The sequence below is a fragment of the Actinokineospora diospyrosa genome (assembly GCF_024171925.1).
Classification (GTDB): domain Bacteria; phylum Actinomycetota; class Actinomycetes; order Mycobacteriales; family Pseudonocardiaceae; genus Actinokineospora; species Actinokineospora diospyrosa.
In genome coordinates this window covers 311,735-333,808 of the sequence record NZ_JAMTCO010000001.1, presented here as the reverse complement: position 1 = coordinate 333,808, position 22,074 = coordinate 311,735, and the positions used below count along the sequence as shown (strand labels likewise).

General features: G+C 70.9%; 17 protein-coding genes. 7 read left to right on the top strand and 10 right to left on the bottom strand.

The window, feature by feature from the left end:
• Positions 1–626: 626 nt before the first annotated feature.
• Entirely contained in the window at positions 627–1,508 is an 882-nt protein-coding gene (locus tag LV75_RS01325) for a hypothetical protein (protein ID WP_253884698.1), read from the bottom strand.
• 412 nt (positions 1,509–1,920) lie between these two features.
• Between LV75_RS01325 and LV75_RS01320 the strand changes: the two genes are divergently transcribed.
• A complete protein-coding gene (locus tag LV75_RS01320; RefSeq protein ID WP_253884697.1) occupies positions 1,921–3,369 on the top strand; it encodes a GMC family oxidoreductase in 1,449 nt (482 codons plus the stop codon).
• Between the two features lie 1,261 nt (positions 3,370–4,630).
• Here the strand turns inward: LV75_RS01320 and LV75_RS01315 are convergent.
• Positions 4,631–6,802, bottom strand: a complete 2,172-nt coding sequence (locus LV75_RS01315) for a helix-turn-helix domain-containing protein (protein ID WP_253884696.1) — start codon at positions 6,800–6,802, stop codon at positions 4,631–4,633.
• A 360-nt stretch (positions 6,803–7,162) separates the two neighbouring features.
• Here LV75_RS01315 and LV75_RS01310 point away from each other — a divergent pair, with 360 nt between their 5' ends.
• Positions 7,163–8,140 (top strand): hypothetical protein, encoded by a 978-nt coding sequence (locus LV75_RS01310; protein WP_253884695.1) that lies wholly within the window; start codon positions 7,163–7,165, stop codon positions 8,138–8,140.
• Here LV75_RS01310 and LV75_RS01305 read toward each other — a convergent pair.
• Positions 8,092–10,200 (bottom strand): TIR domain-containing protein, encoded by a 2,109-nt coding sequence (locus LV75_RS01305; protein WP_253884694.1) that lies wholly within the window; start codon positions 10,198–10,200, stop codon positions 8,092–8,094. The two genes, LV75_RS01310 and LV75_RS01305, sit on opposite strands and share 49 nt — an antisense overlap.
• Before the next feature lie 84 nt (positions 10,201–10,284).
• Positions 10,285–10,662, bottom strand: coding sequence for a YchJ family protein (locus LV75_RS01300; protein WP_253884693.1), 378 nt, complete (start codon positions 10,660–10,662; stop codon positions 10,285–10,287).
• 117 nt (positions 10,663–10,779) lie between these two features.
• On the opposite strand from LV75_RS01300, the gene LV75_RS01295 reads away from it, so the two are divergent.
• Positions 10,780–12,306: an alpha/beta hydrolase gene (locus tag LV75_RS01295; RefSeq protein WP_253884692.1), complete on the top strand. Its 1,527-nt coding sequence runs from the start codon at positions 10,780–10,782 to the stop codon at positions 12,304–12,306.
• Positions 12,307–12,347: 41 nt separating this feature from the next.
• Here LV75_RS01295 and LV75_RS01290 read toward each other — a convergent pair whose 3' ends face one another.
• From LV75_RS01290 to LV75_RS01275, 4 genes are all read right to left on the bottom strand, one after another.
• Positions 12,348–12,491: a CDGSH iron-sulfur domain-containing protein gene (locus LV75_RS01290; RefSeq protein WP_372504125.1), complete on the bottom strand. Its 144-nt coding sequence runs from the start codon at positions 12,489–12,491 to the stop codon at positions 12,348–12,350.
• Positions 12,492–12,568: 77 nt separating this feature from the next.
• Positions 12,569–13,540 (bottom strand): iron-containing redox enzyme family protein, encoded by a 972-nt coding sequence (locus LV75_RS01285; protein WP_253884691.1) that lies wholly within the window; start codon positions 13,538–13,540, stop codon positions 12,569–12,571.
• A gap of 29 nt (positions 13,541–13,569) precedes the next feature.
• Positions 13,570–14,763 (bottom strand): carboxylate-amine ligase, encoded by a 1,194-nt coding sequence (locus LV75_RS01280; RefSeq protein WP_253884690.1) that lies wholly within the window; start codon positions 14,761–14,763, stop codon positions 13,570–13,572.
• A 22-nt stretch (positions 14,764–14,785) separates the two neighbouring features.
• Entirely contained in the window at positions 14,786–16,273 is a 1,488-nt protein-coding gene (locus LV75_RS01275) for a hypothetical protein (protein ID WP_253884689.1), read from the bottom strand.
• Between the two features lie 271 nt (positions 16,274–16,544).
• Between LV75_RS01275 and LV75_RS01270 the strand changes: the two genes are divergently transcribed.
• The 4 genes from LV75_RS01270 to LV75_RS01255 are packed head-to-tail and all read left to right on the top strand — an operon-like array spanning position 16,545 to position 20,423.
• The gene (locus LV75_RS01270; protein ID WP_372504117.1) at positions 16,545–17,837 is read left to right on the top strand and encodes an extracellular solute-binding protein; all 1,293 of its coding nucleotides are present in this window, start codon (positions 16,545–16,547) and stop codon (positions 17,835–17,837) included.
• Positions 17,795–18,715, top strand: coding sequence for a carbohydrate ABC transporter permease (locus LV75_RS01265; RefSeq protein WP_372504116.1), 921 nt, complete (start codon positions 17,795–17,797; stop codon positions 18,713–18,715). The genes LV75_RS01270 and LV75_RS01265 overlap by 43 nt, the downstream gene beginning before the upstream one ends.
• Positions 18,712–19,494, top strand: coding sequence for a carbohydrate ABC transporter permease (locus tag LV75_RS01260; RefSeq protein ID WP_253884687.1), 783 nt, complete (start codon positions 18,712–18,714; stop codon positions 19,492–19,494). Before LV75_RS01265 ends, LV75_RS01260 begins: the two co-directional genes overlap by 4 nt.
• Positions 19,491–20,423 carry a LacI family DNA-binding transcriptional regulator gene (locus LV75_RS01255; protein WP_253884686.1) on the top strand — a complete coding sequence of 311 codons (933 nt, stop codon included), beginning with the start codon at positions 19,491–19,493 and terminating at the stop codon, positions 20,421–20,423. Before LV75_RS01260 ends, LV75_RS01255 begins: the two co-directional genes overlap by 4 nt.
• Positions 20,424–20,461: 38 nt before the next feature.
• Here the strand turns inward: LV75_RS01255 and LV75_RS01250 are convergent, their stop codons facing one another.
• The gene (locus tag LV75_RS01250) at positions 20,462–20,659 is read right to left on the bottom strand and encodes an MbtH family protein (RefSeq protein WP_253884685.1); all 198 of its coding nucleotides are present in this window, start codon (positions 20,657–20,659) and stop codon (positions 20,462–20,464) included.
• Entirely contained in the window at positions 20,656–21,900 is a 1,245-nt protein-coding gene (locus LV75_RS01245) for an MFS transporter (protein ID WP_253884684.1), read from the bottom strand. The genes LV75_RS01250 and LV75_RS01245 overlap by 4 nt, the downstream gene beginning before the upstream one ends.
• Positions 21,901–22,074: the final 174 nt, after the last annotated feature.

Sequence of the window (22,074 nt, the reverse complement as noted above, 5' to 3'; positions counted from 1 at the left end):
ATTCGGGGGCTGCTCGACGCGGTTTGATCTTACCGGACCGCCGCCCACCCAACAGAAAGCCGCGAAATCAAGACTGCGCAAAGGATCGACGGGAAGAGGCACGCGACGCCGCGCATGCTCGCCAAGATCAAATCGCGCTGAGCAGCCCCCGAATCAAGTCTAGGCGAGGGGGACTGCCAATCGAGCAAGTCAAGCGGGCGGCCTGTGGACAACTCCGCCGACCACGACCCAGACCGCGCGAAGTGCCCGGCCGCGCCGAGTTGTCCACAGACCCCTCGCTCGCCCGCCCCACTCGCGACCTCCCCCGAGTAGACTGGATTCGGGGGCTGCCGAGCGCGATTCGATCTTGCCGCGGAGTGGAGCTGCCCAGGCACTCGCCACAGTTGTCCACAGTCCCCCGCTCAACCTGCCCGCGAGTGGCCGTCCCTTGCGTAGACTGGATTCGGGGGCTGCTCAGCGCGGTTTGATCTTGCGAACCGGTGCCCGCCCCGAGGTGTCCCACCGCGAGCCGCAAGATCCACAAGCGCTCAGCAGCCCCCGAATCCAGCCTACCGGGCCGGCAACAGCAAGGCCCAGAACCAAGTTCGCACTGTGGACAGCGCAACCCGTTGTGGACAAAAGGGAAACTACCAGCGAAGCCCATACGACAGGTGCGGCGTCAGGTCCGTGAACGTCACCGTGATCTGGCCCGTTCCGTCCAGCGCCAGCCGGTGGTGGTCGGCCAGGTCGTCCTCCACCTCGCTGGGCGGCACCCCGTCCACCAGCAGCACCCGCTCCGGCAGGTCCGCCAAGGAGAACGCGACGCGCAATGTGAAGAACTGGCACCGGGTGTGGGGTGTGCACACGTAGTGCCGGTGCATCGGCTGCGGGCGCAATCGCACCGCGAGGTCGTGGACCTGTCCCGTCCGCAACGGCACCGGCAGCCGGACAGTTGTTGCGACTCGATTGCGGGCTTTGCGCACCCGCTCGGTCAGCACGCCACCGTGGATCAGGTCGATCGCCAGGTCCTCCACCCCCGCCTTCGTCGACCACCCCAGGTCGACGTCGGTGATCTCGGTGTCAGCGACCAGCCTGCGGAACTCGAACACCTCCGGCTCGGCCGTCAGCGTCACCACCGTGCGCAACTCCTCGGTGTGCCACGTCGCGCGGGGGCGGGAGTGCGCGAGCTGGGTGACGGTCAGGATGCTCTCGTCGACGCGGCGGCGGATGGTGCGGCTCTCGCGGCTGAGCTGCGCACCGGCCCAGGCGAGGCGGTCGACGTAGAAGGGGTGGCGGGTCTCCTCGGTCAGCGCGAACGCGGCGGTGAAGCAGAGCCGCAGGTCCTCGGGCAGCTTCTCGGCCAGCTCGGTGAGCGTGTCGACCACCTTGGTGCGGGCGGCGACGTCGTCGTCGGTGGGGGTGATCGCGCAGAGGGTGCGCAGGGCCGGGCCGATGCGCGGCGGGAGCGGCGTCGTGTGCACGGCCCGGCCGCGGCGCAGGGCCTTGAGGTCGGCGGCGAGTGGGTGCACGGTCCGATTGAACCGGGCGCGGGCCCGCGCGTGTCCTGTTGACCAGGAGTTGTCCGGTACTTGTCATGCCGGGCGGGTTTCCCGGGCAGGCACCGCGCAGGCGACAGGAAACCCCTCGTCACCCCCGCCGGGCGGCCGCACCATGGGAGGGGTCGGGATCCGCGGATCGAGGAGGGGCGAGATGGCGATGTTGTTCTCACCGGGGCAGGCCGCCCGGTTCGGGCTGTGGCTGCTGGTCATCGGGTTCATCACGGGGTGGGTGCTCGGCATCCTGTCGTGACCCAGCGTGACCGGCTGGTTTGTCCGGCGCCGCACTGTCGTTGACTGCGGGCGAATCGATCGCCGCCGGGGGCAGCCGGGGCGGGCGTGCCGTTGCCAAGCTGTGGCCAGGCACACAGGGAAGGCGGGGCGCATGGACGTCATCGTGGTCGGAGCGGGCTCGGCCGGCTCGGTCGTGGCGCGTCGGCTGGTCGACGCGGGGGCGCGGGTCACCCTGCTCGAGGCGGGCGGCCCGGACACCAACCCGGCGATCCACGACCCGGCGCGGGCGGGGGAGCTGTGGCACGGGCCGCAGGACTGGGACCACCACACCGTGCCCCAGCCGCACGCGGCCAACCGGCGCCTGCACCTGCCGCGGGGCAAGGTGCTCGGCGGGTCGCACTCGCTCAACGCGATGATCTGGGTCCGCGGCGCGGCCGCCGACTACGACGGCTGGGGGCAGCCGGGCTGGGCGTGGGCGGACGTGCGGGCGGTGTACGAGCGGATCGAGAACGACCTGCTCCCGATCACCGCCAACCAGCCGCTGCACCCGGTCCAGCAGTCTATTTTGGACGCGGCTGGGCAGATCGGCATCGAGTTCAACCCGGACTACAACGACGGCGACCTCGACGGCGTGTCCGTCGAGCAGATCACCGCCCGCGACGGCCGCCGCATCAACACGTGGATCGCTTACGGGGAGCCAATTCTTGGCGATCCCAAATTTACTGTCCACACAGGATCCTTGGTGCACCGGGTGCTGTTCGAGGGGACCCGGGCGGTCGGCGTGCTCGCCGAGGTCGACGGTGAGCTCCGGGAGTTGCGCGCGGACCGGGTGGTCCTGTCCGCGGGCGCCCTGGCGTCCCCCACGATCTTGCTCCGCAGCGGTGTCGGCCCGGCCGCGCAGCTGCGCGCGCTGGGCATCGACGTGGTCGCCGACCTGGCCGGGGTCGGCGAGAACCTGCACGACCACCTGCTGGCCCCGGTGATCTTCGCGACCGACCGGCGCGAGGTCGAGCCCCCGGTCAGCGGCCGCTCGGTCACCCAGACGCACCTGTTCTGGCGCAGCAGGCCCGGGCTGGCGCTGCCCGACACGCAGCCGATCCACTTCAGCGTGCCGATGTACGAGCCGTGGATGTCCGGACCGCCGACCGGGTTCTCCCTGATGGCGGGCATGGTGACGCCGCGCAGCCGGGGCAGCCTGCGCCTGTCGGGGCCGGGCGCCGGTGACGAGCCGCTGATCGACCTGGCCGCCCTCGAGCACCCCGACGACCTCGCCAGCCTGGTCGCCTCGGTCGAGCAGTGCCGCCGCCTGGGTGCCGCGCCCGCCCTCGCCGAGCAGTGGGGCGCCCGCGAGCTCTACCCGTCGGCGGGCACCGACGTCGAGGACTACGTGCGCCGCACCGCGATCACGTACCACCACCAGGTCGGCACCTGCAAGATGGGCACCGACCCGCTCGCGGTCGTCGGCCCGGACCTCGCCGTGCACGGCCTGACCGGCCTGGCGGTCGCCGACGCCTCGATCATCCCCACCGTCCCGACCGGCAACACCAACGCCCCGGCCGTCATGATCGGCGAACGCGCGGCGGAGTTGCTGTCCCGCTAATCGCGTTCAACAGCCCCCGAATCCAGTCTACCCAAGGAGAGTCGATGAGCGGGCCGGGTGAGCGTGGGGCTGTGGACAACTCGTGGCCCCTGCGGGCACTGGCCAGCGAGTTGTCCACAGGCCTCCCGCTTGACTTGCCCGATTGTCAGTCCCCCTTGCGTAGACTGGATTCGGGGGCTGCTCCGCGCGGTTTGATCTTGAGAGACACACCCGAGCCCGGTACGCGCCCTGGGCGCCGAGTTGTCCACAGGCGTCCCGCTCGACTTGCCCGGCCGCCGATCCCCTTGGGGTAGGCTGGATTCGGGGGCGACTCTGCCCGCTTTGATCTTGGCGAGCACCCGAAGGTCCCGACACGAGACGCGGATATCGAGTTGTCCACAAGCCTGCCGCTTGACCTGCCCGGCCGCCGATCCACTTGGGTAGACTGGATTCGGGGGCTGCTCAGCGCGTTTCGATCTTGGCGAGCGTCCGAGGCGACCTAGATCCGGCCTTCCGATCCCTGCAGCGGCAACGATTCCAGGGCTCCTGACAAGCAGCCCAAGATCACACCGTCCTTAGCAGCCTCCGAATCAATTCTACGCGAAGAAAACGGCGACCGAGCCGAGCGAACGCAGGCCTGTGGACAACTCGCTATAGCGGGCCCGCCAGCGGTCGGATCGCTTGGCGGGCAACAAGTTATCCACAGGCACCCCGCTCGCTCGACCCAGATTGTCGGCCCCCTCGGGTAGACTGGATTCGGGGGCTGCTCAGCGTGGTTCGATCTTGGGCGAGCATCCGAGGCGACCTGAATCCGGCCTTCCGATCCCTGCAGCAGCAACCATTCCGGGGCTCCTGGCAAGCGACAGTCCAAGATCACGCCGTCCTGAGCAGCCCCCGAATCAAGTCTACGCGAAGAAAGCAGCGACCGAGCCGAGCGAACGCGGACCTGTGGACAACTCGACGCAGCAAGCTTGCCAGCGGCTGGATCGCTTGGCGGGCACCAAGTTGTCCACAGGCACCCCGCTCGCTCCGCCCGAATTGTCAGTCCCCCTGAGTAGACTTGGATTCGGGGGCTGCTCAGGACAGTTGATCTTGGTGGGTGCACAGGACCCAGGCCCCTCAAGATCAAACCGTGCGCAGCAGCCCCCGAATCGAGCCTACCGAGTCCCACCCACAACGCGGGTGGGCCAAGCGAGGGCCTGTGGACAACTCCGGCGCACCCGCCAGAGGTGGCTGCCCCACAGGCAGCCGCCGCAAAAGGGCATCGCTGAATCCCGCACCTTCATCCCCCTAACTCGCGCCGAACCCTCTCCTCCTGCAACACCTCCGGCAACAACCGCGTCTCCTGCCGGTCCGCCTCCCCCCAATGCGCCCGCGAAGCCGCCACGTCCCCTCGCGAAGCGGCCACATTCCCCAAGCCCGTCAAAGCGCGCGCTCGCTCGTACGCGCTGCCCGCCAGTTCAGCCAAACCGCACGCTTCGGTGTACAGCCGGACGGACTCGTCGAGGCGGCCCGCGCTGTAGTGGATCCAGGCGAGGCAGTTGATGGCCATCAGGACGTCGACCGGTTGTTGTTCCGGTTGGGCGCGGGCCCTCTCCGCGAACTCGAGCGCCTCGTCGTAGCGCTCGAGCATGGTCAGGGCCAGGGCGATGCCGCGGGAGGCGATGGCCACATTCCGCATCCGCCCGGCGCTGCGGTACGCCGCCAGGGCCACGCCCAGGTCGCGCGCGGTCACCTCCGGTTCGTCGTGGTAGAGGCGGGCCCAGGCGAGGCTGGAGAGCGCGTCGGTGCGGCCCCACTCGTTGCCCGCGGCGGTGAACGCGGCCAGGGCGCGCTCGTGGGAGGAGATCGCGTCGGTGATGCGGCCCGCGTCGATGTAGGCCATGCCGAGGTTGTTGAGGATCATCCCGGTGGCGGAGAGGTCGCCCAGCGCCTCGGTGGCGTGCAGGGCCCTGGTGTGGGTCGCCAGCCACGGCTCGTACAGCTTGTCGCGGAAGAAGAACGCCCGCAGCACGAACGCGAGCTGCCAGCACGCGCTGTGCAGGGCGTGGCTCGCGGCCAGGTCCACCACGCGCTCCAGGGTGGGCCACTGCGCGCGCAGCCAGCCCAGCGCGCCCTCGGGGTCGGCGAAGGGCGGCAGCGGGGTGTGCTCGATCGCCGGGCGGTAGCGGGAGGGTTCGAGGGTCTGGTCGGCGGCCAGGACCTTGGCCAGGGCGTACTCGACCAGCCGGACCACGGCGGTGGCCCGGACGTCCTCGGCGGGCGTGGCGTGGCGGGCGGCGAAGGCGCGCACCAGGTCGTGCACGCCGATGTGCCCGGAGGCCTCGACGGTGATCAGGTTGGCGTCGTGCAGGCGGTCGAGCAGGACCTCGGCCTCGCCGACGGGCAGCGCGGCCATCGCCTCGACGGCCGGGATCTCCAGGACCGGGCCGGGGTGCACGGCCAGCAGCCCGAACAGGGCGCGTTCGGCGTCGGTCAGCGCCGCGTGCGACAGGGCGAAGGCGGCGGCGACGGCGCGCTCGCCGTCGTCGAGGGCGAGCAGGCGGGTGCGCTCGTCGACGAGGCGGTCGCGCAGGCGCGCGCCGGTGCCGGAGACCAGGCGGGCGGCGGCGATGCGGATCGCCAGCGGCAGGTACCCGCAGAGGGCCACGATCTCCGCGGCCTCCGCGGCGGTGGGGGCCCGGTCACCGGCGACCGAGCGCAGCAGGGTGACCGCGTCGGCGGGGTCGAGCATGCCCAGCGGGATCGGCCAGGCCTCGTCCAGCGCGGGCAGCCTGCCCCGGCTGGTGATCAGCACCCGGCAGCCGTCCTCGGCGGGCAGCAGCGGGCGGACCTGGGCGGCGCTGGCGACGTTGTCGAACACCAGCAGCATCCGCCGCCCGCGCAGCAGGTCGCGCAGCAGGTTCGACCGGCCGTCCACATCGGGCGGGACGCGCTCGCGGGCGACGCCGAGCAGGCTGAGCAGCGCGTGCAGCGCCTCCAGCGGGTGCACCGGGGTGGCGCCGGGGGTGTGGCCGCGCAGGTCGAGGAACACCGACCCGTCCGGGAAGGCGTCCTCGGCGTCGCGGGCCGCGCTGACCGCCACGGTGGTCTTGCCGACCCCGGCGAGCCCGTGCACGACGCACATCCGCACGAAGTCGCCGTGCAGCACCGAGGACAGCTGGTCGAGGACCTCGGCGCGGCCCACCAGGTGGCCGGTGGCCTCGGGCAGGCCGCGCAGGCCGCCCCCGGCGCGCCGGGGCTGCTGCCCCGGCTCGTCGAGCAGGGCGAGCAGGCCGCCCTGCGCCTGCAGGGCGGCGTCGCAGGCGGCCGCGACCTCGCGGCTCGCCCTTGCCTTCCCGGTCTCGATCTTGCTGAGGTAGCCGCGGCTGATGTAGGCGGCCTCGGCCAGCGCCGTCAGTGACATGCCCCTGGCGTGCCTGCGCTGGCGCAACGCGGTTCCGAACTCGGTCATGGCTCCTGGTTCTCGATCCGGCGGCTGGGCGCACCCGGGGGCGGGTTCCGGCCGCCCCCGGGTGGTCGCGGTCATCCGAGCAGACCGACGGCCAGCAGCACAATGGTGACGTAGTGGGTGTGCACCGGTCTCCCCCCTCCATTGTCGTGAAGTTCTCGCCTGGTGCCGGTAAATCCGACACACCAATGGTCTTCCGGGGTGGGCCGGTGGCGACAGGGGTTTCCTGTTTCCTGGTTTTTCCTGTACCAGGAAACACCTGGAGCCGTTTCCGGAGCCGAACGTGAAATAGGGTGCGGAATTCGCGCGCGGTGGCGCGCTGGGTACACTCGGGTGCCCGCCGGGGAGATGGGGGTGAGGGGTGTGGACACCGATCGTCGGCTCGAGATCCTCAACCAGGAACTCAAGCACGTGCGCAAGGGCCTCGGGGTGCACCAGGTCGGGCTACCGGCCTCGGCGGGCCCGGTGCTGCGCGAACTGGCCGGGGTGCGCGCGGACGACGCGCCGGGCGCGGTGCGCGACAAGCTGGTCGCCGCGGTGCGCGGGCTCGTGGAGCGGCTGCCGCAGGGGCGGCGGGCGTTGGCGCGGGTGGTGTTCGGGTTGGACAACCCCACCAACGCCGGCTACACGACCCGCCTGGCCGAGTTCGGGCGCGCGGCGGACCGGGACGTGCGGACCATCCAGCGGCGCGCCGACGAGGTCGTCTACCTGGTCGCGGAGCTGGCCTGCGCGGCGGCGGCGCGCGAGGGCGGGGACCCGGGCGTTCCCTGGCACACCAAGCGGTTGCAGGTCCGGCTGGTGCTGCGCGGCGCGGAGGTGGAGGTCTTCGAGACGCGCCGGATCGTCAGCCACCAGCGCGGCCTGACCGACGTGCGGCACGCCATCTCGGTCGGGCGGCTCGGGCTGGCGGGCGGGTCGGTCGACCTGGCCGCGCTGGGCATCGACGAGATCTCCGGCGGCGAGGTGCGGTCCCCGGCCATGGTGTCGGCCGACCGGGTGGCGTTCACGCTGCGGCCGCCGCACCCGCTGGAGCCCGGCGACGAGCACGACTTCTTCTTCCGGGTGCGCACCGGTGAGATCGCGCCGTTCTACTGCTGCACCCCGGAGTTCGATTGCGAGCGGTTCACCCTCAACATCCGCTTCGAGCCCAAGCGGCGCCCGAGCGGGGTGTGGCGGATCGACGGCGAGTTCTCCAAAGAGGTCGCCGACCCGACGCCGGTGCGCCAGCCGCTGCGCATCGACGACACCGGTGAGGTGCGCGCGGACTTCACCAACCTGCGGCCCGCGCGGTCTTACGGGATCGGGTGGGCGCCCACCTCCTGGGCGAGCACGGAGTCCTGACCGAACACCACCGGCCGCTGCCGACGGCGGCCGGTGTCCCGGCCGAGGAAGGCGCGCAATGCGCGCGACCACCGCGGCTGGGTGGGTTCCTCGGGTTCCGGTCGTGGCGACAAACGGCCACAGAGGTCACGTAGGCGGGTGGTGAGCGGGTCGGTGCGGCCGTACCAGCGCTCCACCTGGTCAGCGGCGCGACACGCGGCCTGGGCGTCTGCTGTGGCTTCAATGGCGATCGCGTTGGCCTCTAGCGCCAGCCGGTGCCGGGATAGTCCTGCGGCGGTGAACGCGTTCACGATCTCCTCTGCCTTCTCCCGGGCAGCGTCAACGCTCCCGGTGAGCAGCAAGAGGTGAGCGTGCTCTACCGCTGCCACTGACCATTCGCCACGGTGTGTCAGTCCCGGGGTCATGCGCTGGATCCTGGGGAGCAGTTCCTCTACGAGATCGCGTGCCAGCCAGTGCTGGCCGCGCAGTCGTAGAGCTCTTACCCGAATCAACGCCATACGACCGCGTTCGGGCTCGGACACCCAGACAGGCTCGATCCCCCTATCGCCTAGTACGGCGTTCGCGGAGTTGTGGTCGCCGAGGAGGTCATGAGCCGCGGCGCGGAGGAACCGCGCGCGGTACTCCGTGACTGGGTCTCCGGTGAGCGTCGCGACATTGGCGAGGACAGCGTTGGCGTCACCTGCGGCCAGTGCCATCCACGCCGCGGTGAGGTTGTCTCCAAGAGCCACCCGGACCGTGTAAGCCGCGGCGACGTCTCCACGTTCCTCAAGACGGTCGGCCACGGCGCGCAGTAGTGCCTCCCTGGTCCGGGCGGGCAACGTCTGCTCGCGCGCGACCCGGACCGCGTGCCGGAGAGTGTCCAGCCCGACTTTGGGGTCGGCCACGGCCCGCTCTAGGACGAGCGCGGCTCGCTGCACCATCGTCGTTACGTCTGTTCCTCGACGGACCTCAGCGGCGATCAGCGGGTGCAACCGCCAGGTTTGCCTGCCCGCGCAACCCGGGTTGTCGACGGCGTGCAGGACCCCATCGAGTTCGTCGAGTACTCGCGCCACCAGCATCGGCGCAGAGCAGCCGAACGCGGGAGCCACCCCTTCGACCAAGAGGTCACCGGTGAACGGAACCGAGTCGAGCACGGCAGCGAACGCCAACACGGCACGGGCGTGCTCGCCGTCCGCACGGCGGGCCTCGGGCGTGAACGGCGGCACAGCGATCTCATTGAAGCCCCACCGGCGGCTCGCGGTACGAGCTGTCAGCACTGTCCGCACGCGAGGCGACGGTAGGACCAACCGCGCCGCGTCGAAGTCCGCTGGCACGTCGTCAATGATCCAGCAGACGTCGACGCCGGCCACGGTCATCAAGTCGGCAAGCGTGTCACGGGCTTGTTCGAACTCCAGCCCGCCCAGGTCGACACCGAAGCGCTCCGCCGCGACGCGCCTTAGGTCTGCCGCGTACCAGGCAAGCGGGTCGAGGTGGTCAAGTCCTGTCCACTCGACGCCACCGGGGTAAGCGGTTCGGAAGAGGACCCCGTACTGCTCAGCGAAGGTTGTCTTACCGGTCGCAGCCTCTCCAGTGACAACGACAGGCTTAACAGCGCGGTGGAGGTCCCACAGTGTCGAGTACCCACCGACGAACCGCCGGGGTCGCGTCACGCGCTCTGGCAGGCCTCCTTCACCTAGAGGCACTCCACGCGTCTTCTTGACCTTCCCGACCACAGCGTCACCAACCGCCTCTATGCCGATCAGGTCGGCCAGTCCGGTGGGATCCGTGCAGCCCACGGCCACGACCCGGTCGCGGGGCGCGCCCAGCCGTTCGGCGGCCAGTAGCGCCCTGGTGAACTCCCACTGGCAGACGTGGTGGTCGAGGTAGGTCGGCGAACAAACGGCAACGAACACCACGGCCTCGTCGAGCGCCTGCCGCAGCTTGTCGGTGACGCCGTCGAAGAGGGTCAGGTCGCGCCCCCTCGACACCGGGACACCCCGAGCCAGCAGCGCCGCCTCGATGAGCTCGGCGGTCGCCTCGTCGCCATGGGCGTAGCTCAGGAACACCCGTGCAGTAGTCACCCGGACAACGATGCCTGATCTTCACGCGCAGCGAATCGGTGAAGTCGCGACAAAAACATGACAGTAAAGTGTCATGGCACCCGCTCAGGCAATTACGCCATCAAGGTAAAGCCACCGCCCGCCGTCGCGGACGAATTGGCTCCGCTCGTGCAGGACACCGCGTTGGCGGTTCTGCCGGTAATGCGCGCGGAACTCGACCACGCCCTTCGCGTGGAACGGCCCACCACCCTGCGTGGACACGATTTCCAGGTGCGTCCACCGCTGGTCGGCGTCCAGCGCCAGGTCCGCTGGCCGGGTGTCGGGGTGCCAGGTCAGGTTGATGTAGTCGACGTCACCCAGGGCGAACGCGCTGTAGCGGGATCGCATCAACGCCTCCGCCGTCGCGGCGGGTGTGCCCGCGTGGGCACGACCGCAGCACTCGTCATAGAGGAGACCTGTTCCGCAAGGGCAGCGCTCAGACATGCGACCAGTATCGCGCCTCTTACGACCACAGGATGACGGCAGGACCAGCCCGGGGCGTGAGTCCGGGCAACACCCACCTTCCGTAGAAGTGGGTCAAGCCCAATAGAGGGGATCGACATGCTCAAGAGATCAGTGGCGGTCTTAGCGACAGCCACGCTCGCCGCGATGGCGTTACCAGGCATCGCCGCCGCGGAGCGCGGGGTCCAGGTGCGGTGGGCGCAGTGTCCGGATGACACAGTGCTCCAGTGCGCCGCCATCGTGGTCCCGCTCGACCACGCGCGACCGAAGGGCCCCACCATCACGCTGCGGGCGACGAAGCTCCCCGCGAGCGACCAGAGCCGCAAGATCGGCACCCTGTTCATCAACAACGGCGGACCCGGCGGTTCCGCGGCCGACTTCACCCTCACCGCCGCCGCGCTGCTCGGCACGAAGGTCACCGCCCGCTACGACGTGGTCGGGGTGGACCCGCGCGGCATCGCCGGGTCGCGCAACTGCGTCACCGCCGGGTGCGGCTCCGAACCCATCACCTGCGCACCGACGCCGGGTGGCCCCACCGAGGTCGCCAAGCCGGTGGAGCCGTTCCCGGCCAGTCCGGAGGAGTTGCGCGGGCACCTCGCTTACGCGGACTACCTGCGCGCCCTGTGCGCCACCGGCGCCAACCCGATCATCGGGCACATGTCCACAGCGGACACCGTCCGCGACCTGGAACTGGTGCGGCGGGCCGTCGGCGACAGCGCGTTCAGCTTCTACGGCCTGTCCTACGGATCGATCGTCGGCGCCACCTACGCCGCGCTGTACCCGAACCGGATCCGCAACATGATCGTCGACAGCGTGGTCGACCCGGTCCAGTGGAGCACCGGCAAGGGCGCGGACTCCCGGTACCTCGTCACCGCCCGGATCAACAGCGCCGACGGCGCCTGGGAAGCGCTCACCAGCGCGCTGGCCGAGTGCGACCGGGTCGGCCCGAGCCGGTGCGCCGCTTCGGGTTCGGCCCTGCACAAGTGGACCACCGTCGTCGAGCGGGCCAAGCAGGGGCCGCTCACCACCGCCGAGGGGCCGCTGACCTACCAGACCCTGGTCAGCCTCGCGCACAGCGCGCTCACGGCCGCAGACTTCTACCCGCTCCTCACGAACCTTATCGAGGAGCTGTACCAGGGCATCACCGCCCGCAAGGCAGTTGCGGCGCCGTCGCTGGCGGCGTTGCGGAGCAAGGCGGCACCGGTGAGCCCGTTCTTCGAGGGCGTCGCCTGCGGTGAGACCGACAACCCGACCGACCGCGACGCCGCCACCCGCTCGGCGGCGTGGACCAACCGCACCGCACCGGACTTCGGTCCGTTGTGGTCCTGGCTCGGCGCGATCTGCGGCAACTGGCCCGCCCACTCCCCCGGCGCCTTCCAAGGCCCCTGGCGGGTCCGGACCTCAGCACCCCTGTTGATCGTCAGCAACACCCACGACCCGTCCACCCCGATCAGCGGCGCACGCGCGTTGCACCGGCTGATGCCGAACTCGGCCCTGCTCCCCGTCTCGAACTACGGCCACGGCGCCATCGGGATCTCGTGCGTGGGCAAGACCTACGAGCGCTACCTCCTCAACGGCGTGCTGCCGACCACAGGCTGCAAGGCCGACAAACCGCTTTTCCCGTAGCACCCCTTGCCCCTGTGTCCCGCCAACGGGGCACAGGGGATTCACCCCTCGCGCCGGACCTCACGATGGCTGGTGTCGCACAACGGGTAGATCTTGCTCCGCCGACACGTGCACACCGCGGTCACGAACCGCTCGGACCGCACCACCGAGCCGTCCTCGCCGTGCACCACCACAGGACCATCCACAAGAACCGGTCCGCTCGTCACCCGCACAGTTGCTTCCACAACCCCGTCTACCTCACCAAGCGGCACGGGAAACCTTTTCACACAAGAACATCAGCCGCCTCACGCAGCGACGAGACGCCGTCCTGCCAGGCTCCCAGCACGTGGTTGGACAGCCTGTCCTCGAGCAACTCCGTCGCCATCAGTCCGAACGCGACATCGCCTGCCAGGTGCGGCTCGTCTTCGAGCAGCCCGCCGATCACCTCGTGCCGCAACACCTGCTCGTGCACCGCGTCCGCCTCGATGTGCTCGGTGTAGAACCGGACGCACTCCCGCGGCGCGGACAGCTTGCGCAACGCGCTCACCATCCTGCGCGCGCTGGGCCCGGTGGTGATCTCGGTGGCGGCGAAGTGCCCCACCAGCGCACCCCGCAGCGACCGGTGCAGCCCGAACATCGACATGAGGTTCACCGTCGCGAGGGCGGGCGCGGGAACCACGTCGAGGTAGTGCAGGTACTCGCTGGAGAGACCGGCGGCGTCCAGCAGGTCGGCGAACAGCCGGGAGTGCATCCGCTCGGCGCGGCCCCCGCCGTACTCGTCGAACTCCACCGCCACCAGCGCCGCCTTCGCCCGGCCGCGCAGCCGGGGGATCACCCACGCGTGCGGGTCGGCCTCCTTCAGGTGGTAGATGGACCGGTGGGTGAACACCTCCTGGAAGTGCCACCACTCACCGCGCTCGCGCAGGAAGTGCGAGACCCCGCTGCCCGGCAGCCGCTCCACCAGCAGGTCCTCGACGACCGCGGCCACCTCGGCGGTGCCGACCTCCTCGCGCACCGCCGCCAGGAACGGGCGCTCCAGCGCGGCCCGCAGGCGCAGCAGGTCGGGGTCCCACTCCAACCCCTCGTCGACGCCGTCGAACCCGCGGTAGTGCAGTTCGTAGAGCACGTGCAGCGCCAGCGTCAGGTCCTCGCCGTGCGGGTCGACCCCGCGCACCGGCGGGAGCGCGCCTCGGTGGCCGCCGAGCGCGGCGGTGACGGCGGCGGAGAGCTCGCCGCGGGGAGCGGGCAGGTGCATGGGGGTCCTTTCGGGCTGCTGCCCGGCGATTACCCCGATCCGGTGATCCCCACACCCGTCACCTCGGCGATCAGCGTGCCCCTGCGCAGCGCGGCGCGTTGCCTGCTGGCGCCGGTGCCCTTGGTGAGCAGGCGGTCGACCGCTGCTCGGGTGAAGGCCCAGTCGCCGGTTTCGCGCAGGGCGGGGGCGGTCAGCCGCAGGAGGGCGTCGATGCGGGCGCGGGCGGTGGTGGCCACGCCAGCGACCGGGTCGATGGCGGCGCCGATGCCGTGCCGGGCGGCCGACCAGAGCGAGGCGGCACCCAGCTGCGGGTCCAGCCGCGGGCCCTCGCGGCCGCGGTCCAGCTCGTCGAGCGCGACCCGCACCAGGGCCCTGGTCAGCGCGGCCTGCAGCACCGCCTCCCACGGGTGTTGCACCGTGTCGGCGACGCGCACCTCCACGGTCGGCAGGTGCGCGGAGCGGCGGGCCAGCCAGAACGTCATCCGGTTGTCCACGATGACGCCACAATCGACCAACCGGGCGATCTGCTCGTCGTGGTCGGCGCCCGAGGCGAAGTACGGCGGCAACCCGGCGCCCGGGAAGCGGGCCTGGTCCAGCAGCCGCAGGCTCTCGTGCCGCCGGTCGCGACCACTGCGGACCGGCGAGTTGACCGACAGCGCGAGCAGCGTGGGCAGCCACGGCGCGAGGTGGTTGACCACGGCGGCGGCGGTGTCCGGGTCGGGCACGCCGACGTGCACGTGGCAGCCGCAGGCCTGGTAGTCCTCCAGCACGGCGGTGAACCGCTCGTGGATGGCGGCGAAGCGCGCCTTGTCCGAGCGCGGCGGCGGTGGACCGTCCACGACCGGCACCCCGGAGGCCATCGGCAGCACCCCGTGGGCCACCGCCGCCTCGCGCACGGCGCGGCGCGCCCCGGTGAGCTCGTCGCCGAGGCAGGCGAGTTCGGTGCACACCCCGGTGGCCGTCTCCACCTGGGTCGGGAAGAACTCCGCCTGCCCGGTCCACGGCCCCACCCGCAGGTCGGCCAGCACGTCGGCCGCGGCGGGCACCGGGTACCCGGTGTCCGGGTCGACGAGCAGGAACTCCTCCTCCACGCCGACGGTCAGGCCGCTCAGGTCGTCGGTGGCGCCAGGACCGGGAGCGGGCAAGGTGATCACCACGGGTGCCTCCAGCGGGGTCGCGGGTGCCTTCGGCGCGGCTACCCGGATCTCGACATGATCAACCACCGGCGGGCCGATCGGCGCAGAGTCAGCCCGTTTGGGCGATCCGGCTCACCCGCGCGTCCATGGCGCGGACGATCTCGAGGTACCCCCGCTCGGCGGCCGCGGTGTCCCGTTCGACCACGACCACACCGAAGCGGCCGATCTCCAGCCCACCCAGCATGTAGGCCACCGCGCCGGTCCGCGTCCCGGTGCGGAAGTGCAACCGCTCGCGCACGAGGGTGTCCACGACGTCCGAAGGGGACAGTGCCCGGTACTCGCCGCGGTAGAGCCGGTCGGTGGCGAAATACGCGCGGGGAGCGCCTTCCGGCGTGAGATAGCGCCCGGTCACCGGGTCGTATCCGCCCTCGACGAGCCCGTGCAGCAGGAAGTACGGCGCGGTTCCGCCGCCCATGCGGAGGTTGAGCTCCAACGCGTAGTGCCGCCACTGGGAACCCGAGCGGACGGACACGAAGTCGACACTCGCGATCCCCACGACCGATCGCGACGCCAGTGCCTGCCCGGTGCGCAGCGCGAGGTCCTGGATCTCCAGCCGGTATTCCGCACGGGCGGGGAAAGCGCAGCCCGCGAAGATCTGCCCGTCGAGCACTTGGTCGTGCGTGGTCAGGACGCCGACGCCACCACCGACGCCCAGCAGCACCTGCGCCGATGGTGAGGTGACCTCATCACCCTCCACCAACCGTTCCACGACCGCGCCCATGACCTCGACCTGCGCGAGGTAGTTGTCCCACTCGTCCGGTGGGGTCGCGAACACCGCGCGGCGCGGCAGTTCCCGGCGGACCCAGTCCGCCAGACCGGACACCGGCGCGTCGGCGAAGGAGAAGATCACGTTCCCGCCCGCGCCGAAGCTCTCGTTGAGCTTGATGATCGCGCGCGCCATCGTCGGGTCCGCGCGGCGCAACGACACCAGGGCGTCGACGACGTCACCAAGGTCCCGCAAGCCCTCTACGCCATCGGCGACCGGTACCCCCGCGTCCAGGAACAGCCTGCGGGAACCGGTTTTCGTGCCCAGTTCGGCCAGGTCGGGGTCCGGCGCGTAGAGCGGCACGCCGAGCCGCACGGCGAGGGTGCGCTCCAAGCCGGAGCTGGTGAAGGTCACCAAAACCGCGTCGTCGCGGGAAAAGGCGCGCAGCCGGGCCAGAACACCGGGGTGGCGCAGGATCTTCGCGGTCAGCGGGATCGGGTCGCGGCTGCCGCAGTCGAGCATCGTCAAGCGGGCCCTGGCGTGCGCGCGCGGCAGCGACGGCACCAGGTCCAGCGCGTAGTCGACCACCTCGGGCGCCACCGGTTCGCTGGTCACGTACACCACGCGCGTCGCGGGTTCGTGCAGCAGCTGCAGCGTGAACAGCAGCCGTTCCTCGTAGTGCTCGATGCCGGGGATCTTCACCAACCCCGCGCTGTCCATGCTCAGGCTGGGTACCACCACCACGGTGCGCGGTGGGCCGGTCCTGGCGAACAGGTCGGGGACCCGCCGCTGGGCCCGTCGGAAAGCCGTCCGCTCCAACGTGTCATCCACCCTCGGCCCCCTTCGCCGCGCGGCCTGCCCGCTCCTGGGCCGCCCGCCCATGGTGGGTGCCGCGACGACCGGCGAGCAACCTCCGGCGGGCGAACTGTAAACGAGTGGTCTAGAGCACCAACCCCGCGTAGTCGGGAGCGTTCCCAGCGGTTTTCCTTTGTGCGGAAGGATTTCCAGGGATCTTGACACCGCTGTGTAACCCAGGCCACACTGATCATCAGCTCCGCAGTGGGAGCGCTCCCAAACCCCGACTCGACTGCTGAGGGGTCCCGTGCGCCGTCAACCGTGGAGGGTCCGCGCCCTCGCCATCGCCACCGCAACCGCCCTCATCACCACACCGTCCGCCTGCGGCACCGGGGTCGTCGCGCACGATCCGGGTGCCCCGCTGGAACTGACCATCGCCACGTTCACCGAGTTCGGTTACGAGGACCTGCTCATCGAGTACCAGCAGACCCACCCCGGGATCAAGGTCCGGCACCAGCGGACCGGTCAAGGAGGCCCCTACCACCAGCAGTTGTTCACCCGGTTGGGGGCAGGGTCGGGGCTGGCCGACGTGGTCGCGATCGAGGAGGGCCACCTCGCCGACGCGCTCGCCGCCGCCCGCCGCTTCCACGACCTGGCCGCGATCGGGCCCCGGGAGGTGACCGGCGACCGGTGGCTGGACTGGAAGTACGCCGCCGCCAAGGCCAAGGACGGCTCGCTCATCGGTTATGGAACCGACATCGGGCCGCTCGCCATGTGCTACCGGGTGGACCTGCTCGCCGCGGCGGGGCTGCCGACCGCGCCCGAGGCGGTCAAGCCGCTGTTCGCCTCCTGGGAGGCCTACTTCGCCGCCGGGGACGAGTACGTCGCGCGCACCGGCAAGCCGTGGTTCGACTCGACCGGGCAGATCTTCAACGCCATGCACAACCAGCTCGCCACCGGGTACTTCGACACCGACGACACCCTGGTGGTGGCGTCGAACCCGGCGATCAAGCGCAACTGGGACGCGGTGACCGCCGCGGGCGCGCGCGGGCAGTCCGCCGGGCTGACCGCGTTCTCCGCCGAGTGGGAGGCCGGGTTCCGCGCGGGCGGGTTCGCCACCAAGACCTGCCCGTCGTGGATGTTGGGGGTGATCAAGGCCCAGGCCGGTCCGCGCAACGCGGGTCTGTGGGCGGTCACCGACGCGTTCCCCGGTGGTGGCGGCAACTGGGGCGGGTCGTACTTGGCGGTGCCCAAGCAGAGCGCCCACCCCGGGGAGGCCGCCGCGCTCGCCGCCTGGTTGACCGCCCCGGAGCAGCAGATCAGGGCGTTCGCCCGCACCGGGAACTTCCCCAGCCAGGTCGCCGCGCTCACCTCGCCGCGGTTGATCGGCACCGTCGACGACTACTTCGGCGGCGCCAGGACCGGTGAGCTGTTCGCCGCCCAGGCCCGCAAGGTGTCGGCCCCGCAGTACAAGGGGCCCGGCGACGGGCGCATCCAGGAGAGCGTGGCGACCCCCGCGCTGTGGGCGGTGGAGCAGGGCACCGACCCGGAAGCGGGGTGGCGGCAACTGGTCGACGGCGCCAAGAAGATCGCCCGGTGAGGTTCACGCCGTACCTGTTCATCGCGCCGTTCTTCCTGCTGTTCGTCATCACCGGGCTGTTCCCGCTGCTCTACACCGGGTACGTCTCGCTGTTCTCCTGGGGCCTGGTCGACGACGCGCCCAGCTTCGTCGGCCTGGCCAACTACGCGGAACTGCTCGGTGACGAGCGGTTGGGGACCGCGGCGGTCAACACCCTCAGCATCTTCCTGCTCACCACCGGCCCGCAGCTGGTGGTGGCGGTGGTCCTCGCGGCGCTGCTGGACGCGGCGCCGCGGGGGGCCACCGGGTGGCGGGTGGCGGTGCTGGCGCCGACGGCGATGAGCGCGGTCGCGGTGGGGGTGGTGTTCGCCAACCTCTTCGGGCCGCGCTACGGGTTGGTCAACGAGCTGCTCGTCGCGCTGGGGCTGGACACCGTGGACTGGCAGGCCAACCGGCTGGCGAGCCACGTCGCGATCGCGGTCATGGTGAACTGGCGCTGGACCGGCTACAACGCGCTCGTGGTGCTCGCGGCGATGCGGGCCATCCCGCCGTCGCTGCACGAAGCGGCCACTGTGGACGGTGCGGGTCGGCTGCGCCGGTTCTGGCACGTGACACTGCCGATGCTGCGCCCGACACTGCTGTTCGTGGTGGTGACCTCGACCATCGGCGGGCTGCAGGTGTTCACCGAACCCAAGCTGCTCGACGCGCAAACCGGTTCGGCCAACGGCGGCGCGTCCGGGCAGTTCCAGACGGTCACCCTCTACCTGTACCAGTCGGCGTTCGAGACGCAGCGCCTGGGCTACGCCTCGGCGGTGGCCTGGGTCCTGCTGGTCGCCGTCGGCTGCCTCGCCTGGGTGAACTACCGGCTGACCAGGCGGATGGCGGGCACCGGCCGGTGAGGGCGTGGGTCTACGGACTGCTCGTCGCCTTCGTCGCCGGGTCGCTGTTCCCGTTCTACTGGGGGTTCCTGATCGGCAGCCGGGCCGAGGTGTCGGCCGCGGCGTTCACCCCGGGCGGGCACTTCCTGGACAACGTCCGGCGGGTTTTCGACACGGTGCCCTTCTGGCGCGCGCTGGGCAATAGCGTGGTCGTGGCGGGCACCGTTACCGTGTCGACGGTGGTGTTCGCCAGCCTCGCCGGGTTCGCGTTTGCGCGGGTGCGCTTCCCCGGTCGCGACTGGCTCTTCACGTTCGTGGTGGCGACGATGGCGGTGCCGACCCAACTCGGGGTCATCCCGCTGTACCTGGCGATGGCGGAACTGGGCTGGGCAGGCGGGCCGCAGGCCGTGATCGTGCCGAACCTGGTCACCGCGCTTGGGGTGTTCTGGATGCGGCAGTACACGGTCTCGGCGGTACCGGCCGAACTGGTCGACGCGGCCAGGGTGGACGGCTGCTCGCTGCCGCGCGTCTACTGGCACGTCTGCCTGCCCGCGGTGCGCCCGGCGCTGGCGTCGCTGGGGATGTTCACGTTCATGGCCAGCTGGAACGACTTCCTGTGGCCGCTGGTGGTGCTCGACGCCGACCACCCTACCGTGCAACTTGCACTGGAACGGTTGCAGTCAGGGCATTACGTGGACTACCCGCTCGTGCTCGCGGGCGCCACACTGGCCACTGTGCCGGTACTCGTGGTGTTCGCCGTGCTCGGTCGGCGCTCGGTCGACGGGGTCGCGCTGGGGTGAACCTGGAAGAGGTCGCCCGGCTGGCCGGTGTGTCCCGGTCGACGGTGTCGCGCGTGCTCAACGGCTCCCCCGGGGTGAGCCTGCGGACCCGCGCGGCGGTGCTGTCGGCGGTGGCCGCGCTGCGGTACCGGCCGAACCAGGCGGCGCGGTCGCTGGCGAGCACCCGCACCGACACGGTGGCGGTGGTGGTCTCGGAGGACCCCGACCGCTGCTTCGACGGCGAGTTCCTGGCCGGGGTGCTGCGCGGGATCACCTCGGGCCTGGCCGGACGGCGGGTGGTGGTCGCGATGAACCCGTTCGAGGTGTCCGATGTGGATGGTGCGATCGTGCTGAGCCTCAACGGCCACGACCCGCTCCCCGGTCGGCTGCCGATCCCGGTCGTGCTCGTCGGCAGACCGCTGGGCACCGGTATGTCCTATGTGGATTCCGACAACCTGGGCGGCGGCGTGCTGGCGGGCAGGCACCTGGTCGCGCGCGGGCGGCGGCGGGTGGGGGTGCTGGCCGGTCCCGCCGACGTGGCGGCGTGCGTGGACCGGGTGGCCGGGGTGCGCCGCGCGCTGGGTCAGCCCCCCGCGGCGGTGCTGCGGTGCGCGATGACGGCCGAGGCGGGCGCCGCGGCGATGGCGGGGCTGCTGGCGTCGGCGCCGGAAGTGGACGGGGTGTTCTGCGCGTCAGACGCGATCGCGATCGGCGCGTTGCGCTACCTGCGGTCGGTGGGGACAACGGTACCCGAGGAGGTGTCGGTGGTGGGCTTCGACGACTCGGGCCTCGCCCGGGTGTGCACCCCGGCGCTCACGACCGTCCGGCAGTCCCCGGAGGACCTCGGTGCGACGGCGGCGTGGCGGTTGGCGGCGCACCTGGCCGGGGAGCAGGACCTGCCGCAGTCGATCGTGCTCCCCACGGAACTGGTGGTGCGCGGGTCGAGCTGACCCCTGGCGGCGGCCGGTGCCGCCGCCAGGTGCCGGGGTCAGACCTGGTCCATGGCCTCGCGCAGGGAGCGCGGCCGCATGTCGGTCCACACCCGGTCGACGTGGGCCGAGCACTCGTCCTTGGTGCCGGTGGTGCCCTCGGCGCGCCAGCCCGCGGGGATGTCGCGGTGGGCGGGCCACAGGGAGTACTGGTCCTCGTCGTTCACCAGGACCTGGTAGGCGATGTCGTCCCTCACTGTGCTTCCTCTCTGTTCCCTGGATACCGACGCAGCGTCGGGTTGACTGTCACGAGCAGGGTCACCACCACCATTCCCGCCGCCGCCACCAGAACCGCGGTGTCGGGCGACACGAACTCGACGAGCACCCCGCCCAGCGCGGGCCCCAACGCCGCCGCCCCGCCGACGACAACGCTCATCACCCCGCTCATCCGCCCGCGCAACGCGTCGGGGGTGAGCAGGAGTTGGTGGGTGGTGATGGTGGTGTTCGCGGTCGGCGCGAACAGCGCCATCCCGGCGAACAAGGCCCCGAGCAGCAGGCCGCTGTCGATGAACACGGCCAACGGGGCCAAAAGGCTCAACGCCCAGAACACCCCCGCGATGGAGACGTACGGCGAGAGCACCCGGTGCAGGTAAGGCGCGACGAGGGACCCGAGGATCCCACCGACGCCGAGCATGGCCGCCATGATCCCGATCTCGGCCGAGGAAACCCCCGCCCGCTCAGCGAGCACGATGACGACGAGGTAGTACGCGCTGAAGAACAGGTTCAACGCCAACGCGCACACGGCCGTCACCCTGACCTCGCGGTGCGCCAACACCCACCGCATGCCCGCCAGGATCTCCCGACCGAGGTGCGTGTTCTCAACGGGCACCGTCTTGCGACGGGGCAGCCGGATGAAGGAGATCGCGACGAGGGAGATGAAGTGGGTGACGAGGTCCACCAGGAACGGCACCCACCGCCCGATCGCGAACAACACCCCACCCAGGGCATTGCCCGCCATCTGCCCAATCGACGACCGCGCCGCATTCATCGACACCGCTGTCGCCAACTGCTCCTCGGGGACCAGCGACGGCAGGCTGGCATCTTCGGCTGGCTCGAACAACGCCCGGCACACACCGAGTACTACGGCCACAGCGACCATGTGCGGAATAGTCGCCACCCCGGCGATGATGGCAACCACTAGGGAAGCCAACGCCAGGACGTTCCCGGCTTCGCAGGCCAGCATCACCTTCCGGCGATCCCAGCGGTCTACGAGTGCGCCTGCGGGGAGCCCGACTGCCAACTGCGCAACCGCGTCGGCTGCGAGGACTAAGCCGGAGGCTGCGGCGGATCCGGTGAGGGCTAGGACCAAGAGGGGGAAAGCAATCATCGAGGCGCTGAAGCCGACCTCGGCGCATGCTTGGCCCACCCAAAGCAGGGTGTAGTTGCGGTTGCGGGAGAGCGGCACTACCGCCTGGTCAACCTCGCGCTCAACGGTCATGCCGCACCCCCACCCTGTCCAAGTACCCGGTTCGAGCCCGATCGCACCACTGTCCGAGCCACCGAATCGACAAGCAGCGGCGTCGCCTCAGCCGTACCGATCCTGCACCTCCCGAAGGTCGCAGCGCCAGACCGGTTCCGCCGGCTCGACCCCCCAGATGACCACCGGCCGCCA

What these genes read in the sequence shown, in the direction of transcription:
- LV75_RS01245 (WP_253884684.1), bottom strand. Translation starts at nt 21,900, where the DNA reads ATGACCGTTGAGCGCGAGGTTGACCAGGCGGTAGTGCCGCTCTCCCGC.
- LV75_RS01295 (WP_253884692.1), top strand. Translation starts at nt 10,780, where the DNA reads ATGCTCAAGAGATCAGTGGCGGTCTTAGCGACAGCCACGCTCGCCGCG.
- LV75_RS01320 (WP_253884697.1), top strand. Translation starts at nt 1,921, where the DNA reads ATGGACGTCATCGTGGTCGGAGCGGGCTCGGCCGGCTCGGTCGTGGCG.
- LV75_RS01285 (WP_253884691.1), bottom strand. Translation starts at nt 13,540, where the DNA reads ATGCACCTGCCCGCTCCCCGCGGCGAGCTCTCCGCCGCCGTCACCGCC.
- LV75_RS01300 (WP_253884693.1), bottom strand. Translation starts at nt 10,662, where the DNA reads ATGTCTGAGCGCTGCCCTTGCGGAACAGGTCTCCTCTATGACGAGTGC.
- LV75_RS01315 (WP_253884696.1), bottom strand. Translation starts at nt 6,802, where the DNA reads ATGACCGAGTTCGGAACCGCGTTGCGCCAGCGCAGGCACGCCAGGGGC.